The organism is Anaerostipes sp. AF04-45, from assembly GCF_003461725.1.
GTDB classification, from domain to species: Bacteria; Bacillota; Clostridia; order Lachnospirales; family Lachnospiraceae; genus Anaerostipes; species Anaerostipes caccae.
The window spans coordinates 60,131-79,789 of sequence record NZ_QTXQ01000008.1 but is presented as its reverse complement, the minus strand read 5'-3'; the positions used below and the strand labels follow the sequence as shown (position 1 = coordinate 79,789).

Sequence of the window (19,659 nt, the reverse complement as noted above, 5' to 3'; positions counted from 1 at the left end):
GGTGACAACATGAAAATTAAAGTGTGTGAGACAGAAGAACAAGTGCAGACACTGGCGAAATTGGCCTCTGAGATCTGGCACGAATATTTTGTATCTATTATCTCAAAGGAACAGATCGACTATATGGTAGAGAAGTTCCAGAGCTACCAGGCATTAAAAAAGGCGATTGATGAAGAACACTATACCTATTTTCTTGGATATGACGAAGGAAAGTTAGTGGGGTTCTGCGGCGTGAAGCCGGATGGGAACCGTCTGTTTCTGAGTAAACTGTATCTGCACAAGAAGAGCCGCGGAAAAGGGCTTTCCAGCATTTTATTAAGAAAGGCCATAGAGTTTGCAGAGAAGATGGATAAAAAAGCCATTTATCTTACCTGCAACAAATATAATCAGAACAGTCTGGATATTTACAAAGCGAAAGGCTTTGCAGAGGTTGATTCCGTAAAAACTGATATCGGAAACGGATTTATCATGGATGACTACATCCTCCAGCTTGATTTATAAGAAACTAAAGAACTCCTATGCCGATAAAATCAGCATAGGAGTTCTTTTATTTATCATCTTCTTCTGGTGTGTCAGAAGTCTTATCCTCGTTGGAAACGTTGTCCTCGGAAGGAGTCTCTTCCTCAGATGTTTCTTCTTTTGCTTCTTCTTCGTCCGTGATGTGGATGGAGAAGTAATCACGGCTGTCTTCCGCTGAATCCGGGAAAACATCGTCATCGTCAAATGCATCAGGATCCCAGTCATCGAGATTTTCATCCTTTTCCTGATCCTTTAATTCTTTCAGCTTGTCTATGATTGCTTTGATCTGGTCTCTGGCGATATATAAAATTCCGCCGATGGAGATGATGGCAGTCACAACTTTCAGAAATTTTTTCAATTTTTTACCCATAGTGTCGTGCTCCTTTCTCATTTCTGGTATAATCATTGTAATATGAAAAATTGGAAAAAGCAACGCAATGCTTGACAAAATAAAGTTTCGTGATAAAATCTAGATAAGAAATATGATTTCACTTCAGGAAGGAGAATCAGATGAGCGATTTAAAATGGGGTATTTTAGGATGCGGGGTTATAGCCAACGAAATGGCGCAGGCATTTGAAAAAATGGGAAGAAAGGTCTATGGGGTCAGCAGCCGGACACAGACTAAGACAGAAGCATTTGCGGAAAAATACGGCGTCGAAAATGTCTACGGATCATATGAAGAAATGCTTAAGGATGAAAACATTGATGTGATCTATATTGCAACTCCACACAGCCAGCACTATGAGAATATGAAAAAAGCGATTGGGGCCGGGAAACATATTTTATGTGAGAAAGCGATCACAGTCAATGACCATCAGCTGGAAGAGATCGTTTCCCTGGCGGAAGAGAAGAATCTGACAGTAAGGGAAGCCATGACCATCAGCCATATGCCGTTGTTTAAAGAACTGAAGGACAGAATTGACAAAGGAGACATTGGAACCGTAAAGATGGTGCAGGTAAACTTCGGAAGCAACAAAGGATATGATTCTACGAACCGATTTTTTGCACTGGAAGCAGCCGGAGGAGCACTTCTCGATATCGGAGGGTATGCCACGACATTTGCAAGAACGTTTATGGACGAGGCGCCGAATACGATCCTTACCACAGTACAGTATGTAGAGACTGGTGTGGATGAACAGTCCGGTATCATTCTGAAAAACGAGTCTGACCAGATGGCGGTGATCTGCCTTACCATTCGTGCAAAACAGCCGAAGAGGGGTGTTGTCACAGGAGATAAAGGATATATCGAAGTATACGAGTATCCGAGGGCTTCAAAGGCAACGATCACAAATACAGAGACAGGCGTTACAGAAACCATTGAGGCGGGCAGGACAGAAGACGCTTTAGTATATGAGGTAGAAGCCATGGAAGGAACCGTCAGCGGTACGTTTTCCGATAACAATCTGGAGATTTCAAGAGATGTCATGAAAATTCTGAGCAGTGTGAGAACACAGTGGGGAATGAAGTATCCATTTGAATAATGGTTGCCGTTTCCTTTTTCAATTGCTATAATGATAGTATTGTCAAAAGGAGGGGAATCATGATCAGGATATTTAAAACTTATGAGGGATCAAAAGAATTAAGAGAGATTACCGAGATTGAACGCGAATCCTGGGTCATGATGACGGATCCGAACGGAGCAGAACTTCAGATGGTGGCAGAAAAATACCAGATCGATCTGGACGATCTGAGGGCGCCTCTGGATGAGGAAGAACGTTCTCGTCTGGAACATGAAGATAATTATACGATGATACTGGCCAATATCCCGGTGGTACGTGCAGAAGAGGGGAAGCGGCTTTATGAGACGATTCCTCTCGGCATCTTTATCACGGAAAAGGTCGTGTTTACGGTCTGCCTGGAAGAGACCAATATTTTGAAGCAGTTTACGGACGGGCTGGTGCCGAATTTTTATACATATATGAAGACGAGATTTGTATATCAGATTCTTTATAACAATGCGGCTCTGTTTTTGGTTTATCTGAGAATGATCGATAAAAGAGCCAACCAGGTGGAAGAGATTCTGCATGAGACATCCAGGAACAAGGACCTGATCCAGCTTTACGATTTAGAGAAATGTCTTGTGTATTTTACCACTTCCCTGAAGTCAAATGAGGTGGTGCTGGAGAAACTCAGAAAGCATATAGGACTTAAACACTACGAAGAAGACCAGGAACTGCTGGAAGATGTTATTATCGAGAATAAGCAGGCGATGGAGATGACCTATATTTATCATAATATCTTAAGAAGTACCATGTCGCTGTTTGGTTCCATCATCGACAACAATCTAAACCAGGTCATGAAGTTTCTGGCTGCCATCACGATTGTGCTGGAACTGCCGACAATGATCTCAGGGCTTTATGGGATGAACCTGAATCCCGCAGGAATGCCGTTTTCGGGAAGCCCGATGGGGTTCTTCATCGTAAGTGCGTTTTCTGTTGCAGTGTGCGTGATTGCCGTGCTGATTCTAAAGAAGAAGAATCTACTATAATAATTAGGAAACGGTTTCTGTTGTGAATAGTTTTTTGCTTATTAATTCTAAAAATTCGGAGGGAATTATCTTTAGTGGATAATTCCCTCTTAAGATTTTAAGAAAAGGGCAGGTGATAAGAGATATGAACGAAAGAGTTGATAGAAAAGAAAGGATAATATTCTTATTTGGCTTAATACCGGCATTTATACTTTGTTTTCAAGTAACAGGCAATGTCACAAAAAAAACAACTTAATATGCATGTCATTGATATGCAAAGAGGTATTATATGAATTACACCACTGGTTATCTTGTGCTGCGGTGTGATGGTAACTCTTTGTTCTGTATTTCTGTACATTGCCATTTATATAGTGAAACAGGATTCCTGTTTTTCTGTCGAAAAAATTCCACGAATGGAAGACCGAATGTATCATATGATTCTCTTTAGTTCAGCAATGACGATCATAATCTCAATGCGTTTTTCTAATATTGTTGTTGCTGTATTTGAGGAGAGCATTGAACTAAGACTTATATATATAGTTTGCATCTGCACAGTGTATCTTTATATCACTGTTCAATATGGAAACAGAGCTGAATTTTAATGCATCATTCCAAAAGACAGGAGAGATCATAATTGAGACTAAATCAAATAAAGAGATAGAAGATGTTATCTTATGGATTTATTCAGAAGACGGAGATCATAAAATTGCAGAAAAAAAGATTGATACTTATGAGCAGTTCGGATACTATACGATTGATAAATTTGAAAGGACAAATATAAATGAAGAAAAAAGGCAATATAGAATATACTTGATGAATTTGAGAGAAAAATTATCAACGAAAAAGAGTTATTTTGCAGAAGTTATTGTGATAATAGATGGAGAGAGGTATCGTCTGGAAAATGAATTCTTTTTAGAGAAGAATCAAGCTTATTTTAAAGAAAAAAATATGAGTTACAAATACGAGAAATAGTCAGTCCGCAAGTTATGTGAATTATCAAATCCTGTTTTTTGTTATTCTAAGATCAGGAGGTAGTTGTATGGATAATAATTTACAAATGATCGGCCGGGCAGTGGATTATATAGAGGAGCATCTCACCGAGGAAAACTTGAGCCTGGACAGGATTACAGGGGAAATCGGGTATTCCAAATATCATCTGCACAGAATGTTTACGTTTGTTGTGGGCATTCCCATTCACAGGTATATCCTGCGCCGCAGGCTGACGGAGGCGGCACGGATGCTTGTATTTACAGCAAAACCCCTGACAGATATCGCACTGTGCTCTGGCTACGACACCCAGCGTTCTTTTTCAAGGAGCTTTAAATCTATGTTCCGGTGCACACCCAGCTTTTACAGAAAGCGAAATGATTTTCTTCCGCTTCAGATGAAATATGATGTCAGAAACCGAAGGGAGCTGAGGGGAGATAAGATGCTAGATGTAAAAATGGCAGAAGAGGATAAATTATATCTTGTTGGTTATGACGGAAGAACTGAAAAGGGCTTTAAAGTCATCGGAAAGTGCTGGAAGTTACTGCATAAAAATAAAGATAAGATTGGAAACCGGACAGATCAAAGGTTCCTCATAGGAGTAAATGATTATTCTCAATTCAAATTTGAACACACAAGCCCGGTTTTTCATTATATTGCGGCGGCGCAGGTTAGTCTGCCGGAGCGGATCCCCAAGAATATGAAAAGTTTTGAACTGCCTTCCGGCAGGTATGCTGTTTTTACTCTCAGAGGAAAAAACGAGGACAGTCTTGAGCCTGTTGTGGATTATATTTACCGGCAGTGGTTTCCGTATTCGACCTGCAGGCTGAATGAACACAGCCGTTATGATTTTGCCAAATACGGAGAAGAGACTGATGAAAAGGGAGAGAGTGAGATTCAGTTTTGGGTTCCGGTGCTATAAGATATGGGACATTTCTTTGAGTTAGAAATGTCCCTGTGCTGTTTTAATCCAGATAGTGCTTCATATGTTTCAGAGCATTTTTTTCCAGGCGGCTGACCTGAGCCTGTGAAATACTAATCTCATCGGCTACTTCTGTCTGGGTCTTGCCGTCAAAAAAGCGAAGCCTTATAATGTTATATTCCCTTTCAGGAAGATGTTCCATAGCATCTTTTAATGCGATAGATTCAACCCACAATTCTTCTTTGTTTTTTTTATCTTTTACCTGATCCATCAAAAACAGAGTATCTCCGCCGTCCTGATAGACTGGTTCGTAGAGTGAAAGAGGTGTTGCGATGGCATCCAGGGCAAATAAGACATCCTCTTTTTTCATCTCAATCTCTTCTGCGATGGCCTCGATGGTCGGTTCTTTGTTGAATTTTTTGGTCAGAGCCTCCTTTGCTGTGATGGCTTTGTAGGCAATATCCCTGAGTGAACGGCTGACTCTCATGGAATTATTATCCCGCAGGTAACGCCGTACTTCTCCGATGATCATCGGAACCGCATAGGTAGAAAATTTAACGTTCAGGGAGCGGTCAAAATTGTCGATGGCTTTCATAAGCCCGATACATCCAACTTGAAACAGGTCGTCGGCATTCTCATTGCTGCCGGAAAAACGTTGAATGACACTTAAAACTAACCTTAAATTGCCCTTGATGTATTGTTCCCTTGCTTCCTGGTCACCCTGTTCGATCCTTATGAACAGTTCTTCTTTTTCTTCATTGGTGAGTAAAGGAAGAGAAGCAGTATTGACTCCGCAGATTTCAACTTTATTAAGTGCCATGATAATTCCTCCATTTGTAAATTGTTCTTGCGAACGATATATTAAAATCATTCACCAATCAAAATGGATTTATACGATGAAAAAATTGCCAGACCGTTTGACACCCATATTTACCAATGATATTATGAGTAAGAAGAAAATATAGAAATGAGGAATCATATCATGAAAAAATTACTGCTAATTTGTATGATGATATGTCTTGTTTTTTGTTTGGGGGGCTGTAATTTTCCCTGGGACAAGGAAAAGACAGGAGATAAAAATGTCAGGAAAGAAAACATAACAGCATCAGAAGTCAAAGATTCCATGAAGGGAAAACAGCTGATCATCGGCGTGTCCGACGGTATGGCGCCGTTTTCTGTCAGAGATGAAAAAACCAAGGAGATGAAAGGTTTTGACATCGATCTGATCAAGGGGATCAGTGAGTATCTGGGCTTTGAGTACAAGCTTCGCGTCGCTCCGATGAGGGAGCTTACGGACCTGCTCAGGGAGAAGAAGATCGACCTTGCTATCTCCGGTATCTGTATTACGGACAGCCGCCAAAAGGAGTTTCAGTTTTCGGATGTCTATTTTGAAAATACATTAAAAGTTATGGTCAATACAGATAAAAACATAACAGACAGAAAAGAACTGGAAGGAAAAACTATAGGGGTAGAGGAGGGAACCTCCAACGCAGAATATGCACAGACCAACCTTTCTGAGGAGAATAAGATTAAGGTTTATCCATCTATGGACAAGGTATTCAAAGATCTTGAAAAAGGAAAGATCGATGCTACGGTTTATGATGCAACAGGCGTTGATTATTTCATGGCAAATTATAAAGGGGACAAAATCTCTGCTCTAGATGAAAAGCTTAACTCAGCAGAGAGCAACTATGGGATCATGTTCCGAAAGAAAGATCCTTCCGTCGGAAAGTTTAATGTAACGCTTCAGGTATTGAATACAGAGGGCACCTACCAGACCATTAAGAACGAGTGGATTGGATCGGAAGACGAAGATTAAGAGGGGAATTCATGAATATTGTTTCAATTGTATTTGGACAGATCGTCATGATGTTTTGTATGATGGCTGTGGGGGCAGCCGCCTATAAGGCGGGCCTCATAACCGAACGGGGAAGCACAGATCTTTCCAATATCACCCTTTACTTAGTCATTCCATTTGTAGTGCTCACTTCTTTTCAGATTGAGTTTGATGCAGACATATTCCATGGAATTCTGGTTACCTTTATTTTAGGAATTGCGGTACATGCGGCAGCGATCGTTTTGTCCTTTCTGCTGATCCGCGGAAAGGATAATGACCGGACAGTTCTGGAACGGTTCAGCATTGTGTACCCGAACTGCGGTTTTATGGGGATACCTCTGGCCCAGGCGGTGCTGGGTCCGAAGGGGGTTATATACATAACAGCGTTTATTGCCGCACAGAATCTGTTTATCTGGTCTCACGGAGCTGCCAGCATGCAGGGGACATTTAACCGGGGATCAGTCAAAGAAATATTCAAAGCACCTGTTATGATTGCAACATTCGCAGGACTTTTCTGTTACCTGTTTCAGATTAAATTTCCTGTTCTGATCTACAATCCGCTGAAAGCCATCGCTGATATGAATACACCCCTGGCGATGATCATATCCGGAACTGCCATTGCGCAGACAAATCTTTTGAAGACACTGACAAGACCGAGGATTTATGTCATGACGGCACTGAGGCTTCTTCTTATGCCAATGGTCATGTTTTTGATCCTTCTCGTCGTGCCGGTATCCAAGGATCTTAAAATATTGTCGCTGCTTGCTTCATCTGCATCGACTGCGGCGATCACGACCATGTTTGCGGTGAAGTTTAAGAAGGATGTGGGCTACGCGGCAGAATTATTTGCAGTTTCCACGATTGCAGCGGTTGCCACGCTGCCGCTCATGATCTCTCTCGGAGAAAAATTTTTCTTATAATAAGACAGAAAATCCCATGGTTCTTTCCGCGGAAAGAACCATGGGATTTTTGTATTTCACATAAAATTCAGCTGTTTTGGATTCTCAGAAAATGATACAGCCAGCCGGCCTCTTCATCGGTGAGATGAGGAGAGAGACTGTCGAAGACAAGCTGGTGATAGGCATAGAGGAGACGGATTTCTTTATCATTGAGAAGCGCCTCATCGACACCGTCCATATCAATAGGCACCAACGTCAGGTGCTCGAATTCTAAAAAGCTGCCGTATTCATTCTGCCGCTGTTTTTTGCACAGGAGCATGTTTTCTGTACGGATGCCATATTTTCCTGGTATATACACTCCAGGTTCGTCGGTTGTGACCATACCGGGCATCAGGACAGCATCCAGCTGATTGTCTCTGACCTGCCAGCGAAAGGCGTTGGGGCCTTCGTGGACTCCGAGAAAATGTCCGACGCCGTGTCCGGTTCCGCACCGGTAGTCGATTCCTTCTTCCCAGAGCGGGCCTCTGGCCAGAATGTCCAGGCTGCTTCCCCGGCATCCAAGAAGAAATTTAGCATCGGAGAGGGAAAGCATACTTTTTAATACAAGGGTAAAGTGCCGTCTTTCTTCTTCGGAGATATCACCTAAGATAAAAGTTCGGGTGACATCCGTCGTCCCGGTCAGATACTGGCCGCCCGAGTCGATCAGAAGCAGTCCTTCCGGTTTCAGGCAGACATCGGACTGTTCGGTGGAACAGTAGTGCATCATAGCCGCGTGATCTTTATAGGCACAGATGGTATCAAAGCTCGGGCCCTGATACAGAGGCTGTTTTCTGCGCTCCTCTTCCAGACGGTCCTGGACAGAACGCTCCGTCATAGGAACGGAACCGATGTTCTGCTTCAGCCAGAACATGAACTTTGTCATGGCAATGCCGTCAGATAAGTGACATTCTTTAAGCCCGCTGATCTGTGTCTCGTTTTTCACCGCTTTCATGCCGGAAGAAGGATTCTCACCAAAAATAATCTGGTTTTTTTCGAGCTCCTGGCAGAGTTTGTAGTTTACGGTATCGGGATCTATCAGTACGCTTCCCTTCTGTTTTGCCAAGAAAGAATCAATCTGTCCATAGGGCAGAATCGTTATTTTATCCTGTTCGAGACGGCGACTGACTTCTTCCGAAAGACAGGTTTCCCTCACAAACAGGCAGCAGTTTTCCTGTGTGATCCATGCATAGCTGTAAAACAGAGGCGTGCAGGGCATGTCATTGCCGCGCAGATTGAAGATCCATGCGATATCCGGCAGAGAGGCGATAAAATGAGCCTCTGCGGAAACTGTCTCCATGCAGCTGCGGATTCTTTTGAGCTTCGACGGCACAGATTCCCCGGCGTAAATATCTTCATGGATAAAAATCGGGGATGCTGCGGCAGCCGGACGGCCAGTCCAGAGATCCTCTGCGAGAGTATGATCTGTCTCAAGGACTGCTTTTTTTGAAGCAGCCAGCCTGGCCAGCTTTTTTCCATAAGAGGTATTGATCATACGGCCGTTTAAGCCGAGGACATCTCCTTCACTGAGATGCTCTGTGAGATATTCAAGGATCGTCGGAACGCCGGCAACACCCATCTTCATCAGCTTCATCTGCTCAGAATCGATCTGTGCTTCGGCCTGGGTAAAATATCTCCCGTCCGTCCAGAGCCGGCTTTCGGTCTGTTCTGCCAGGACTGCTCCGGATGATCCGGTGAATCCGGAGATGAACTGGCGGCACTTATAGTGAGCGTCCACGTATTCGGACTGGTGGGGATCTTCACTGGGAATCAAGTAATACGCAATGTTTTTTTCAATCATAGATTTTTGGAGCTTTGTCAGTGGTGTAGTCATAATTCAGAGCCTCCTTTTATTGTTGTGATTTTTATTATAACACGATATAATGAAAAATAGAATTTTAGAATATGTGCAGAAATTTTGCAGCTGAATGAGGAGGACATCAAAGATGAAAAACATGCTAGTGGCACAGTCAGGAGGACCGTCGGCGGCGATCAATGCAACCATCACCGGCGTGATCGACGCAGGACTTGCGAGCAGCCGGGTAGAACATGTATACGGTGCGCTGAATGGGATCAAAGGAGTATTAAACGAAAATTTTGTAATGCTGGATGACATATGCAGAAGCCCCGAGACAAGGGATCTGCTGGCCGTGACACCTGCAGCAGCGCTGGGGTCCTGCCGCTGGAAACTGAAAAATCCGGAAGAAGACAAGAGAGAGTTTGAGGAGATCATCCGGATCCTGAGAAAAAATAATATCGGATATTTTATTTATACCGGCGGAAACGATTCTATGGATACTGTCTATAAGCTTTCCGTATACTGCCGGGAACACGGAGTGGATGATATCAAGATCATGGGAGCTCCGAAGACCATCGACAACGATCTCGGAGAGACAGACCATTGTCCGGGATTTGGCTCTGCGGCCAAATTTATTGCCACCGCTTTTACAGAGATTGCGTGCGACTGTTATGTCTATGATATTCCGTCCGTGACGGTTGTGGAAGTCATGGGACGGAATGCGGGATGGCTGACGGCCAGTGCGGCCCTTGCAAGAAATGAAGCGAGACATGTGCCCCAGCTGATCTACCTGTGTGAGAGAGCATTTGATACGGAGCGTTTTGTGGAGGATGTAAAGGAAGCGCTGGAGCGGGAGAATAACATTATCATCGCGGTCAGCGAAGGATTAAAGGACGCCCGGGGAAATTACGTTGGAGAAGAAATGAAGTCCGGGAAAGAAGATGCTTTCGGACATAAATACCTGTCGGGCATTGGAAAATACCTGGAACAGGTGATCACGGACAAGATCAGCTGCAAGGTCCGCTCTGTGGAACTCAATATTCTTCAGCGCTGCGCCGGATATATGCTGAGTGAAACCGACATCATCGAATCCAGAAATCTGGGGGCCTTTGCCGCTGTCAGCGCCATCCGGGGTGAGAGCGGTAAGATGTCCGCTTTAAAACGGATGCCGGGAGATAACTATCAGGTTGAGATCGTACTGGCTGATCTGTCCAAGATTGCAAATGTTGAAAAGACAGTGCCTCTTGAGTGGATCACAGAAAACGGACATGATATCACGCAGGAGATGGTGGACTATTTAAGGCCTTTGATTCAGGGGGAAGTGCGGATTCCGTATAAAGACGGGGTTCCGGAACATTTTATTCTTTAAATCATTCAAATAAAAAAGAGGAACTTTTCTGTACCAATCCGGAAAAGTTCCTCTTTACGTTTCTGTTATTTATGGTTTTTCATAATATATTGGTTTAGCTCGGCTCCGATGAACAGGATCATCATACAGAAATACAGCCAGAACAGGGTAAGCAGAATACCGGTAAGACCCCCGTACATAATGCTGAAAAATTTAAAGTTATCAAAATAGATAGAAAACAGTGAGGACAAAATGATCCATCCTGCAGAGCTGAATATCACTCCCGGCATCACTTGTCTGGCTTTAAAATGTTCGCTTGGAAGAAAACGGTACATGATAAAAAATACAAGGAAAAATATAAAAAATGCAATGCCGAAACGGATCAGCAAAAATACAATATGCTGGTTGGACAGAAACGGATAAAACTGATACAGCTGGTTCAGCAGTGTGTTTCCGAACAAGAGCACAATGATTCCGATCAGGACCGCTACCGCGATAAACGCAATATACATAGTGGAGATAAACCGGAGCACAAAATAATTCCGTTTTTCCGGGATCTCGTGGATCGTGTTCAGCCCGGTCATCATGGAAAGGATTCCTTTTGATGCGGACCACAGCAGGGTGATGATCGTGAATGACATGTAGGTTGTCGTGATTTTTCCATATAAAGAGTTGATGACGGCAACCAGACTGACACTGTACTGTTCCGGCAGATAGTAGTTCACAAGGCCGATCAGGTCCTTCGGCGTCACGGGAACAAAGCGCATCAGGCTCAGCACAACGATCAGGAACGGGAAAAAAGAAAGCACCGTAAAGAATGCTGCCTGAGCGGAAAAGGCAGTGATATGATCCTTCTGAGCTTTCGCGATCACCGAATTCAGAAGGGCGATTAACTTTAACATATAAATACCTCTCAGATCATATTGATATAGAAAAATTTTGTTTTATACAAATAGTTTATATATTCTATCATAAGCATTTGAAATACTCAAGAAAAAGCTGGATACCACAGGAATACCGGGACAGCAGGAGAGAAAGATTTGTTTTCTCATAGAATAAATCTTAAAAATTTATAAACAAATTATAAAGAAAGTGGTTGACATAGCGGGTACACTTTGATAAAATTGGAAATAAGTTAAGGGAATAAGAAAGAAGGATTGTTACTGGTAATGCAGGCTAAACCAACTTATGGGATTTATACAGATAGATTTCGATAGGTGTGGTTTATTTTTTTTCTTAACTTAATATTTTACAATACGGAGTGGAACTGTGCAAATTACAAGAATTATAAATAATAATATTGTAATTTCAGAAGATAACAGCCATCGTGAAGTGGTACTAATGGGAAGAGGACTGGGCTTTCAGAGACATCCCGGAGATGTGATCGACTCAGATAAAGTCGAGAAGACTTACATAATGAAAGACCATGGAATGACACATCGCTTTCAGCAGATGGTAGCAGACATCCCCATTGAACGATTGGAAATATGTAATGAAATTATTCAATATGCAAAAGACACTTTGCAAAAGAATATCAATGACAATATTTATATTTCTCTCACAGACCATATTAATTTTGCCATTGAACGGGTAGAGATGGGTGTTCCCTTCCAGAATCCATTTTTATGGGAAATCAAAAAGTTCTACTATCAGGAATATCTGATCGGGCAGGCCGCCATCCGCATGATTGAGCGGAAGTTAAAGGTTACTCTGCCGCAGGATGAAGCGGCGTTTATCGCACTGCATATTGTCAATGCAGAACTGGATCTGGATATGACAGAGATGGTTTCCATGACCAAGCTCACACAGCATATCTTAAAGATCGTAGACGAGTGTTTTCCTGACCAGATGGATAAAGAATCTGTTTTTTACGAAAGATTTATCACACATTTGAAGTTTTTTGCACAGAGAATCTTTACAGGCAATGAAGTGGAGAGTGACGACACAGAGTTCCAGGAGATTATCCGGAACAAGTATCAGGAATGTATGGACTGTGTGGAAAAGATCAGAATTTATATAAAAAATACGTGCAATCATGATATAACGGATGAGGAGATGATGTATCTCACCGTTCATATCAAAAGAGTGATTACAAGATAAAAGTTCATATTGATTTAGAATAAGGATTGTTACTGGTAATGCAGGCTAAACCTGATTCAAACCGAAGGATTTTTGAATCCATATGTTTCGCAATATATGCTGAGGTGTGTGGATTGAAAAGATCCGGTGTTTGAGTCGGGTTTTTTTATTTCTTTCGTGTTTTACGGAAATCACCCCCAGCGGGGGATTTTATAAATAGGGACCTGAGTTCTTGGTTAATATAAAAGAATAAAGATTCCGAAGGATAACTAGAAAAGGAGGAATGTTTAAATGGTAGGAATTATTCTTGCTACGCATGGCGGATTCGCAGATGGTATTATGCAGTCCGGGTCCATGATCTTCGGTGACCAGCCCGATGTGGCAGCTGTTACACTGCAGCCGAGCGAAGGGCCAAATGACATCAGAAAGAAGATGGAAGACGCAATCGCTTCTTTTGAAAGTCAGGACGAAGTATTATTCTTAGTCGATCTTTGGGGAGGAACTCCATTCAATCAGGCAAACGGACTTGTATCAGAGCATGAGGACAAATGGACGATTGTAGCCGGCTTAAATTTGCCGATGCTGATCGATGCCTACGGTTCACGCATGACGATGGAGACAGCTCACGAAGTTGCAGTCCAGATCGCAGGAAGCGGTAAAGAAGGGGTGCGCATCTATCCGGAGTCTCTGGAACCGAAGGAGGAGCCGGCAGCCGGACAGCAGGCGGAAGCACAGCCTCAGGGAGCGATCCCGGAAGGAACCGTATTAGGGGACGGACACATCAAATTTGTGCTTGCCCGCATCGATTCCCGTCTGCTTCACGGACAGGTGGCAACTGCATGGACAAAGACAACACAGCCGAACAGGATTATCGTCGTATCCGATTCAGTGGCTCATGACGATCTGCGTAAAAAACTGATTCAGGAGGCTGCGCCTCCGGGAGTACGCGCAAATGTTGTTCCTGTGGACAAAATGATTGAGGTCTCAAAAGACCCGCGCTTTGGAAACACAAAAGCACTGCTGCTTTTTGAGACACCTCAGGATGCTCTGCGTGCCATCGAAGGCGGAGTGGACATCAAGGAGCTCAACATCGGCTCCATGGCTCATTCTGTCGGAAAAGTAGCTGTGAGCAAAGTTGTATCTCTCGGAAAAGAAGACCTCAAGACGTTTGCAAAATTAAAGGAACATGGAATCGGCTTTGATGTCCGCAAGGTGCCGAGCGATTCCAAAGAAAACATGGATGAGATCATTAAAAAAGCAGAAGCCGAGTTATCTTAGGCTTCACACATTCAGAAAATAGAGGAGGAATTATAATGTCAGCAATTTCAATCGTATTAGTTATTATAGTTGCCTTTCTAGCTGGTATGGAAGGAGTTCTGGATGAATTTCAGTTCCATCAGCCGCTGGTTGCGTGTACATTAATTGGACTTGTGACCGGTCAGTTAGAAGCAGGTATTATTTTGGGCGGTACATTACAGATGATCGCTTTGGGATGGGCAAACATCGGTGCCGCTGTTGCACCGGATGCCGCGTTAGCTTCTGTAGCTTCCGCTATCATCTTAGTCCTTGGAGGACAGGGCACCGCTGGTGTCAGCACTGCCATCGCAGTTGCGATTCCTTTGGCAGTTGCAGGTTTATTCTTAACAATGGTTGTACGTACACTTTCTGTGGCATGTGTTCACCGTATGGACGCAGCTGCTGAAAAAGCAAATTTCAAAGGTGTTGAAATTTGGCACATCATCGCGATTGCTATGCAGGGACTCCGTATTGCAATTCCGGCAGGAGCGCTTCTGTTCATTCCTGCGACAACTGTGCAGAATTTCCTTACATCTATGCCAGCATGGCTGACAGATGGTATGGCAATCGGCGGTGGAATGGTTGTAGCCGTTGGTTATGCGATGGTTATCAACATGATGGCAACAAAAGAAGTTTGGCCGTTCTTTGCAATCGGTTTCTGTGTTGCTGCACTTTCAGATCTGACATTGATCGCATTGGGAGCTATCGGTGTATCTCTGGCATTGATTTACCTTACACTGTCTGAGAGCGGCGGTTCTTCTAACGGCGGAGGAAGCAATACAGGTGATCCGCTCGGCGATATTCTGAATAATTATTAATTGAAGGAGGTATGAAAAATGGCAGAAAAAATTACATTAAGTAAGAAGGAACGATTGTCCGTTGCATTGCGCTCTACCTTCCTTCAGGGTTCTTGGAACTATGAACGTATGCAGAATGGTGGCTGGGCATTTTCAATTATCCCGGCAATCAAAAAGTTGTATAAGACAGAAGAAGAACGCTCAGCGGCGTTAAAACGTCACTTGGAATTCTTTAACACGCATCCGTATGTTGCTTCTCCGGTTATCGGTGTTACACTGGCGCTGGAAGAAGAACGTGCAAACGGAGCAGAGGTCGATGACGCAGCGATCCAGGGTGTTAAAGTCGGTATGATGGGGCCTCTGGCCGGTGTCGGAGATCCGGTATTCTGGTTCACCGTTCGTCCGATCCTTGGAGCTCTCGGAGCATCTCTTGCGATGACAGGAAACATCATGGGACCAATCTTATTCTTCGTACTGTGGAATGTGATCCGTTGGGGATTCATGTGGTACACACAGGAATTCGGATACAAAGCCGGCGCAAAGATCACAGAGGACCTTTCCGGAGGACTGCTGCAGAAAGTCACGAAGGGTGCGTCCATTCTCGGTATGTTTATCCTCGGTTCGCTGGTTCAGCGGTGGGTATCCATCAGTTTCCAGCCCGTTGTATCAAAGGTATCTCTGAGTGACGGAGCCTACATTGACTGGGGAAAACTTCCTGAGGGAGCAAAGGGAATCCAGCAGGCATTTGAGCAGTATGCATCAGGCCTGTCACTGACCCCGACCAAGATCACAACTTTACAGAACAACCTGGATTCTTTGATTCCTGGATTAGTTCCATTATTATTAACATTATTCTGTATGTGGCTGCTGAAAAAGAATGTTTCACCAATCATTATTATCATCGCATTATTCTTAGTTGGTATTGGCGGACACCTTATCGGATTGTTATAAGCTAATGAAAAAAGTTCGGAGCAATCCGAACTTTTTTTATTCTTTGAGGAGCCTGAGAAATAAAGCAGGTCTGCCTGCTTTGTTTACTGAACCATATCGTGATATAATGTTTTAGATACTGTTTAAGAATAAATTAGAAATGGAGAGTTGTTATGGCTCAGTCAATAAACACAAAAGTAGATTTGGTAATCAGCGGAACTTCTTATCACGGCCTGAACAGTTATGGAAAGATCATGATCGGCGATAAAGGATTTGAATTTTACAATGACCGGAATGTAAATGATTATATTCAGATTCCATGGAAAGAAGTTGATTACGTGATTGCCTCAGTCATGTTTAAGGGAAAACACATTCCGCGCTATGCGATCCAGACAAAAGAAAACGGAACTTATTCTTTTGCCTCAAAAGAGCCGAAGAAAGTACTGCGTGCGGTCAGCAGGTATGTTGCACCTGACCATATGGTCCGCTCTTTAAGCTTTTTTGGAGTGATCAAAAAGAAGTTAAAAGCCAAGTTTAACAAATAAGTCTTAGGAGGGATAAGATTATGGGACATATTCTAAAAATTAAACCGGTGTTTAAAGAGATGATCTGGGGCGGACATAAACTCAGAGATGTGTACGGATACGATATCCCCAGCGATCACACGGGAGAATGCTGGGCAATCTCTGCCCATAAAAACGGGGACTGTACCATTGAAAACAGTGAATTTGCGGGAAAGACCTTATCCTGGCTGTTTGAAAATCACAGAGAATTGTTCGGCAATATCGAAGGAAATGAATTCCCGCTGCTGGTGAAGATCATCGACGCAAAAGATGACTTGTCAGTTCAGGTACATCCGAATGACGAATATGCAAAGGACCACGAGGACTCTCTGGGAAAAACGGAATGCTGGTATGTGCTTCAGGCAGACGAGGGTACGAAGATGGTCATGGGTCATCATGCCAAGACCAAAGAGGAATTTGTGAAAGCGATCGAAGAAGATGATTATGAGAACCTTTTAAATTCCTTTGAGATTCAGGAGGGAGATTTCTTCTACATTCCATCAGGAACTCTGCATGCTATCTGCAGCGGGTCACTGATCTACGAGGCTCAGCAGTCTTCCGACATTACCTACCGTGTTTATGATTATCACCGGAAAGATAAGGATGGAAATGAAAGACAGCTGCACGTACAGCAGTCCATTGATGTTACCAATGTACCTGCGCAGATCAGCGGCAATAAATCTTTCGATGAGATTTTGCTGGAAAACGGAACAAAAGTACGATATGTGGAAAGTGATTTCTTTAAAGTAGACTGTTACCGAATAAACGGAAAAAATACGGTAGAAAACTGTGTGCCGTTCCAAATGGTGAGTGTGATTGAAGGAAAAGGAACCATTGGAGGGAATGATGTCATAAAAGGTGATCATTTTCTTATTTGTTCAGATCAAAAAGAAACGATATTCGATGGAACGATGGATGTTATGATAGCAGCTCTGTAAATGGCTTAAGCTGCAGGTAAGTTCAGATATGTCTTTGATATGAGGTTTTTAGGAGGGAGAATATGAAAGACAAGTTATTCGGTGTTTTGCAGCGTGTGGGACGTTCCTTCATGCTTCCGATCGCAATTCTGCCTGTGGCCGGGCTGCTGCTGGGGATCGGACAATCTCTGACAAATGAAACCATGCTGAGCGCCTATGGACTGCTTGGAGTCATGGGGCCGGATACGATTCCGTATGCGGTCCTGAAAGTATGCGGTGACTGTGGGAATGCCGTTTTCGGAAACTTACCGCTGATTTTTGCCATTGGTGTTGCGGTTGGGATGGCAAGGGCTGAAAAGGAGGTTGCGGCACTGGCCGGTGCTATTGCATTTTTTATTATGCATACGGCGATATCGGCTATGATCTCGATCAACGGCGGAGCGGCAGCCATGCGTGAGGGTGCAACGACTTCTGTTCTGGGGATCACCTCTCTTCAGATGGGAGTTTTCGGAGGAATTATTGTGGGTCTTGGCGTAGCGGCGCTGCATAACAAATTTTATAAGATCAGGCTTCCGGAAGCCTTGTCTTTTTTTGGCGGAACAAGATTTGTGCCGGTAATCAGTACGGTTGTATTCGTATTTGTCGGGATCATTATGTATTTTATCTGGCCGCCGATCCAGGATGTCATGTATGCGGCAGGGGGACTTGTGAGTGCATCGGGTTATTTCGGCACCTTTATCTATGGCGTTATGGAGCGTGCGCTCATTCCGTTTGGACTGCACCATGTATTTTATCTGCCCTTCTGGCAGACTTCTCTTGGAGGAACGATGGAAATCGGAGGAAGGATGATCGACGGTGCTCAAAATATCTTCTTCGCACAGCTGGCCGATCCGGGGACAACCCATTTTGCGGTTTCCGCCACAAGATTTATGACAGGTAAGTTTCCTCTGATGATCTTTGGCCTGCCTGGAGCTGCATTTGCTATGTACAGGTGTGCGGAACCGGAAAAGAGGAAAGCCGTGGGCGGCCTTCTGATATCCGCAGCCCTCACATCTATGCTGACAGGGATTACGGAGCCTTTGGAATTTACTTTTTTATTTGTGGCACCTGGACTGTATGTGATTCACTGCGTGTTTGCAGGAGCGGCTTATATGCTGATGCATATCCTGAATGTCTGTGTCGGCCTGACATTTTCGGGCGGCATTATTGATATGTTCTTGTTTGGAGTTCTGCAGGGACAGGCAAAAACAAACTGGCTGATGTTTATTCCGGTAGGCCTCATATATTTCACTGTATACTACTTTATGTTCAGTTTTTTGATCAGGAAGCTGGATTTAAAAACCCCTGGACGTGAAAAGGAAGACAAGGAAATAAAACTATACACTAGAGCCGACATGGCTGCAGAACATCAGAAAGAAGGAGAAGAAACCGACGGTTCTGATCTATCAGCGCTCATTGCCGCGGGGCTGGGAGGGAAGGAAAACATCAAAGACGTGGACTGCTGTGTGACACGGCTAAGATGTACCATTGCCGACCCTTCAAAAGTGAATGACAGGATGCTGCAAAAAAGCGGATCACGGGGCATTGTAAAAAAAGGAGACGGGGTTCAGATTATCTATGGGCCGATGGTCACTGTTATAAAATCAAATCTGGAAGATTATCTGGCCAGCAGCTTGTCGGACAGGGCAGCAGAAGCACCGAGAGCCCCTGTGGCAGAAGAGATGCCGGAGGTGGCAGCGGAAACTGTCTGTATGCCGGTCAATGGAGAAGCAGTAGAACTGGATGAAGTGGAAGATGAGGTCTTTGCAGAAGGGATGCTCGGACAGGGGTTTGCCGTAAGACCTTCTGACGGAAATGTGATTTCACCTGTGGACGGTACAGTCACTACGGTATTTAACACGAAGCACGCTATATGCATCACGTCTGGGGGCGGGGCTGAGGTCCTGGTTCATATGGGAATTGATACAGTCAAACTTGCCGGGAAATATTATCATGTGAAGGTGGAGTCAGGCATGAAAGTGAGAAAAGGGGACCGGATCGCTGAGTTTGATCTTGAAAAGATCAAGCAGGAGGGCTTTTTTGTCACAACACCTGTGGTGGTGAGCAATAGTGAAGAGTATACAAGCATTACCATAGAGAACACCGGGGAATTGGACGCCGGAACAAAAGTGCTTACATTAAAAAAATAGGAATAAGTGAAAAAGATCTTCCAACGGATGGCCGCAAGAAGATCTTTTGTCTGGATCGTTCTTTATCACAAAGT

The 19,659-nt window shown here is 43.8% G+C and carries 19 protein-coding genes; 15 read left to right on the top strand and 4 right to left on the bottom strand.

Annotated features, from left to right (window positions below; all coding sequences use genetic code 11):
• Positions 1–9 precede the first annotated feature (9 nt).
• The gene (locus DWV34_RS12700) at positions 10–501 is read left to right on the top strand and encodes a GNAT family N-acetyltransferase (RefSeq protein WP_009288752.1); all 492 of its coding nucleotides are present in this window, start codon (positions 10–12) and stop codon (positions 499–501) included.
• Positions 502–547: 46 nt separating this feature from the next.
• Here the strand turns inward: DWV34_RS12700 and DWV34_RS12695 are convergent, their stop codons facing one another.
• Positions 548–889: a hypothetical protein gene (locus DWV34_RS12695; RefSeq protein ID WP_022260856.1), complete on the bottom strand. Its 342-nt coding sequence runs from the start codon at positions 887–889 to the stop codon at positions 548–550.
• Positions 890–1,029: 140 nt separating this feature from the next.
• On the opposite strand from DWV34_RS12695, the gene DWV34_RS12690 reads away from it, so the two are divergent.
• The 4 genes from DWV34_RS12690 to DWV34_RS12675 all read left to right on the top strand — a co-directional run bounded on the left by DWV34_RS12690 (position 1,030) and on the right by DWV34_RS12675 (position 4,896).
• Positions 1,030–2,001: a Gfo/Idh/MocA family protein gene (locus tag DWV34_RS12690; RefSeq protein ID WP_009288750.1), complete on the top strand. Its 972-nt coding sequence runs from the start codon at positions 1,030–1,032 to the stop codon at positions 1,999–2,001.
• A gap of 59 nt (positions 2,002–2,060) precedes the next feature.
• Complete coding sequence (locus tag DWV34_RS12685; protein ID WP_009288749.1) at positions 2,061–3,008, top strand: magnesium transporter CorA family protein; 948 nt, start codon at positions 2,061–2,063, stop codon at positions 3,006–3,008.
• Between the two features lie 558 nt (positions 3,009–3,566).
• Positions 3,567–3,959, top strand: a complete 393-nt coding sequence (locus tag DWV34_RS12680) for a hypothetical protein (RefSeq protein ID WP_009288748.1) — start codon at positions 3,567–3,569, stop codon at positions 3,957–3,959.
• Between the two features lie 67 nt (positions 3,960–4,026).
• Positions 4,027–4,896 (top strand): AraC family transcriptional regulator, encoded by an 870-nt coding sequence (locus DWV34_RS12675; protein WP_022260855.1) that lies wholly within the window; start codon positions 4,027–4,029, stop codon positions 4,894–4,896.
• A gap of 43 nt (positions 4,897–4,939) precedes the next feature.
• Here the strand turns inward: DWV34_RS12675 and sigG are convergent, their stop codons facing one another.
• Positions 4,940–5,716 carry an RNA polymerase sporulation sigma factor SigG gene (gene sigG / locus DWV34_RS12670; RefSeq protein ID WP_009288745.1) on the bottom strand — a complete coding sequence of 259 codons (777 nt, stop codon included), beginning with the start codon at positions 5,714–5,716 and terminating at the stop codon, positions 4,940–4,942.
• 162 nt (positions 5,717–5,878) lie between these two features.
• Between sigG and DWV34_RS12665 the strand changes: the two genes are divergently transcribed.
• On the top strand, positions 5,879–6,715 hold the full coding sequence (locus DWV34_RS12665) for a substrate-binding periplasmic protein (protein ID WP_022260854.1): 837 nt from the start codon (positions 5,879–5,881) through the stop codon (positions 6,713–6,715).
• Positions 6,716–6,726: 11 nt separating this feature from the next.
• Positions 6,727–7,653 carry an AEC family transporter gene (locus DWV34_RS12660; RefSeq protein ID WP_009288743.1) on the top strand — a complete coding sequence of 309 codons (927 nt, stop codon included), beginning with the start codon at positions 6,727–6,729 and terminating at the stop codon, positions 7,651–7,653.
• Between the two features lie 67 nt (positions 7,654–7,720).
• Here DWV34_RS12660 and DWV34_RS12655 read toward each other — a convergent pair whose 3' ends face one another.
• Positions 7,721–9,502 carry an aminopeptidase P family protein gene (locus DWV34_RS12655; protein WP_006568875.1) on the bottom strand — a complete coding sequence of 594 codons (1,782 nt, stop codon included), beginning with the start codon at positions 9,500–9,502 and terminating at the stop codon, positions 7,721–7,723.
• Positions 9,503–9,614: 112 nt separating this feature from the next.
• Between DWV34_RS12655 and DWV34_RS12650 the strand changes: the two genes are divergently transcribed.
• On the top strand, positions 9,615–10,835 hold the full coding sequence (locus DWV34_RS12650) for a 6-phosphofructokinase (protein WP_006568876.1): 1,221 nt from the start codon (positions 9,615–9,617) through the stop codon (positions 10,833–10,835).
• A 65-nt stretch (positions 10,836–10,900) separates the two neighbouring features.
• On the opposite strand, the gene DWV34_RS12645 is transcribed toward DWV34_RS12650, so the two are convergent.
• Complete coding sequence (locus DWV34_RS12645) at positions 10,901–11,716, bottom strand: YihY/virulence factor BrkB family protein (RefSeq protein WP_022260853.1); 816 nt, start codon at positions 11,714–11,716, stop codon at positions 10,901–10,903.
• 367 nt (positions 11,717–12,083) lie between these two features.
• Between DWV34_RS12645 and licT the strand changes: the two genes are divergently transcribed.
• From licT to DWV34_RS12610, 7 genes are all read left to right on the top strand, one after another.
• A complete protein-coding gene (gene licT / locus DWV34_RS12640) occupies positions 12,084–12,914 on the top strand; it encodes a BglG family transcription antiterminator LicT (protein WP_118476415.1) in 831 nt (276 codons plus the stop codon).
• Positions 12,915–13,184: 270 nt separating this feature from the next.
• Entirely contained in the window at positions 13,185–14,171 is a 987-nt protein-coding gene (locus DWV34_RS12635) for a PTS sugar transporter subunit IIB (RefSeq protein ID WP_118476413.1), read from the top strand.
• Between the two features lie 35 nt (positions 14,172–14,206).
• On the top strand, positions 14,207–15,007 hold the full coding sequence (locus DWV34_RS12630; protein WP_006568880.1) for a PTS mannose/fructose/sorbose transporter subunit IIC: 801 nt from the start codon (positions 14,207–14,209) through the stop codon (positions 15,005–15,007).
• Between the two features lie 18 nt (positions 15,008–15,025).
• Complete coding sequence (locus DWV34_RS12625; protein WP_006568881.1) at positions 15,026–15,937, top strand: PTS system mannose/fructose/sorbose family transporter subunit IID; 912 nt, start codon at positions 15,026–15,028, stop codon at positions 15,935–15,937.
• Positions 15,938–16,089: 152 nt separating this feature from the next.
• Positions 16,090–16,461 carry a DUF956 family protein gene (locus DWV34_RS12620; RefSeq protein WP_006568882.1) on the top strand — a complete coding sequence of 124 codons (372 nt, stop codon included), beginning with the start codon at positions 16,090–16,092 and terminating at the stop codon, positions 16,459–16,461.
• A 20-nt stretch (positions 16,462–16,481) separates the two neighbouring features.
• The gene (locus DWV34_RS12615; protein ID WP_006568883.1) at positions 16,482–17,417 is read left to right on the top strand and encodes a type I phosphomannose isomerase catalytic subunit; all 936 of its coding nucleotides are present in this window, start codon (positions 16,482–16,484) and stop codon (positions 17,415–17,417) included.
• 62 nt (positions 17,418–17,479) lie between these two features.
• Complete coding sequence (locus DWV34_RS12610) at positions 17,480–19,585, top strand: PTS transporter subunit IIABC (RefSeq protein ID WP_006568884.1); 2,106 nt, start codon at positions 17,480–17,482, stop codon at positions 19,583–19,585.
• Positions 19,586–19,659 lie beyond the last annotated feature (74 nt).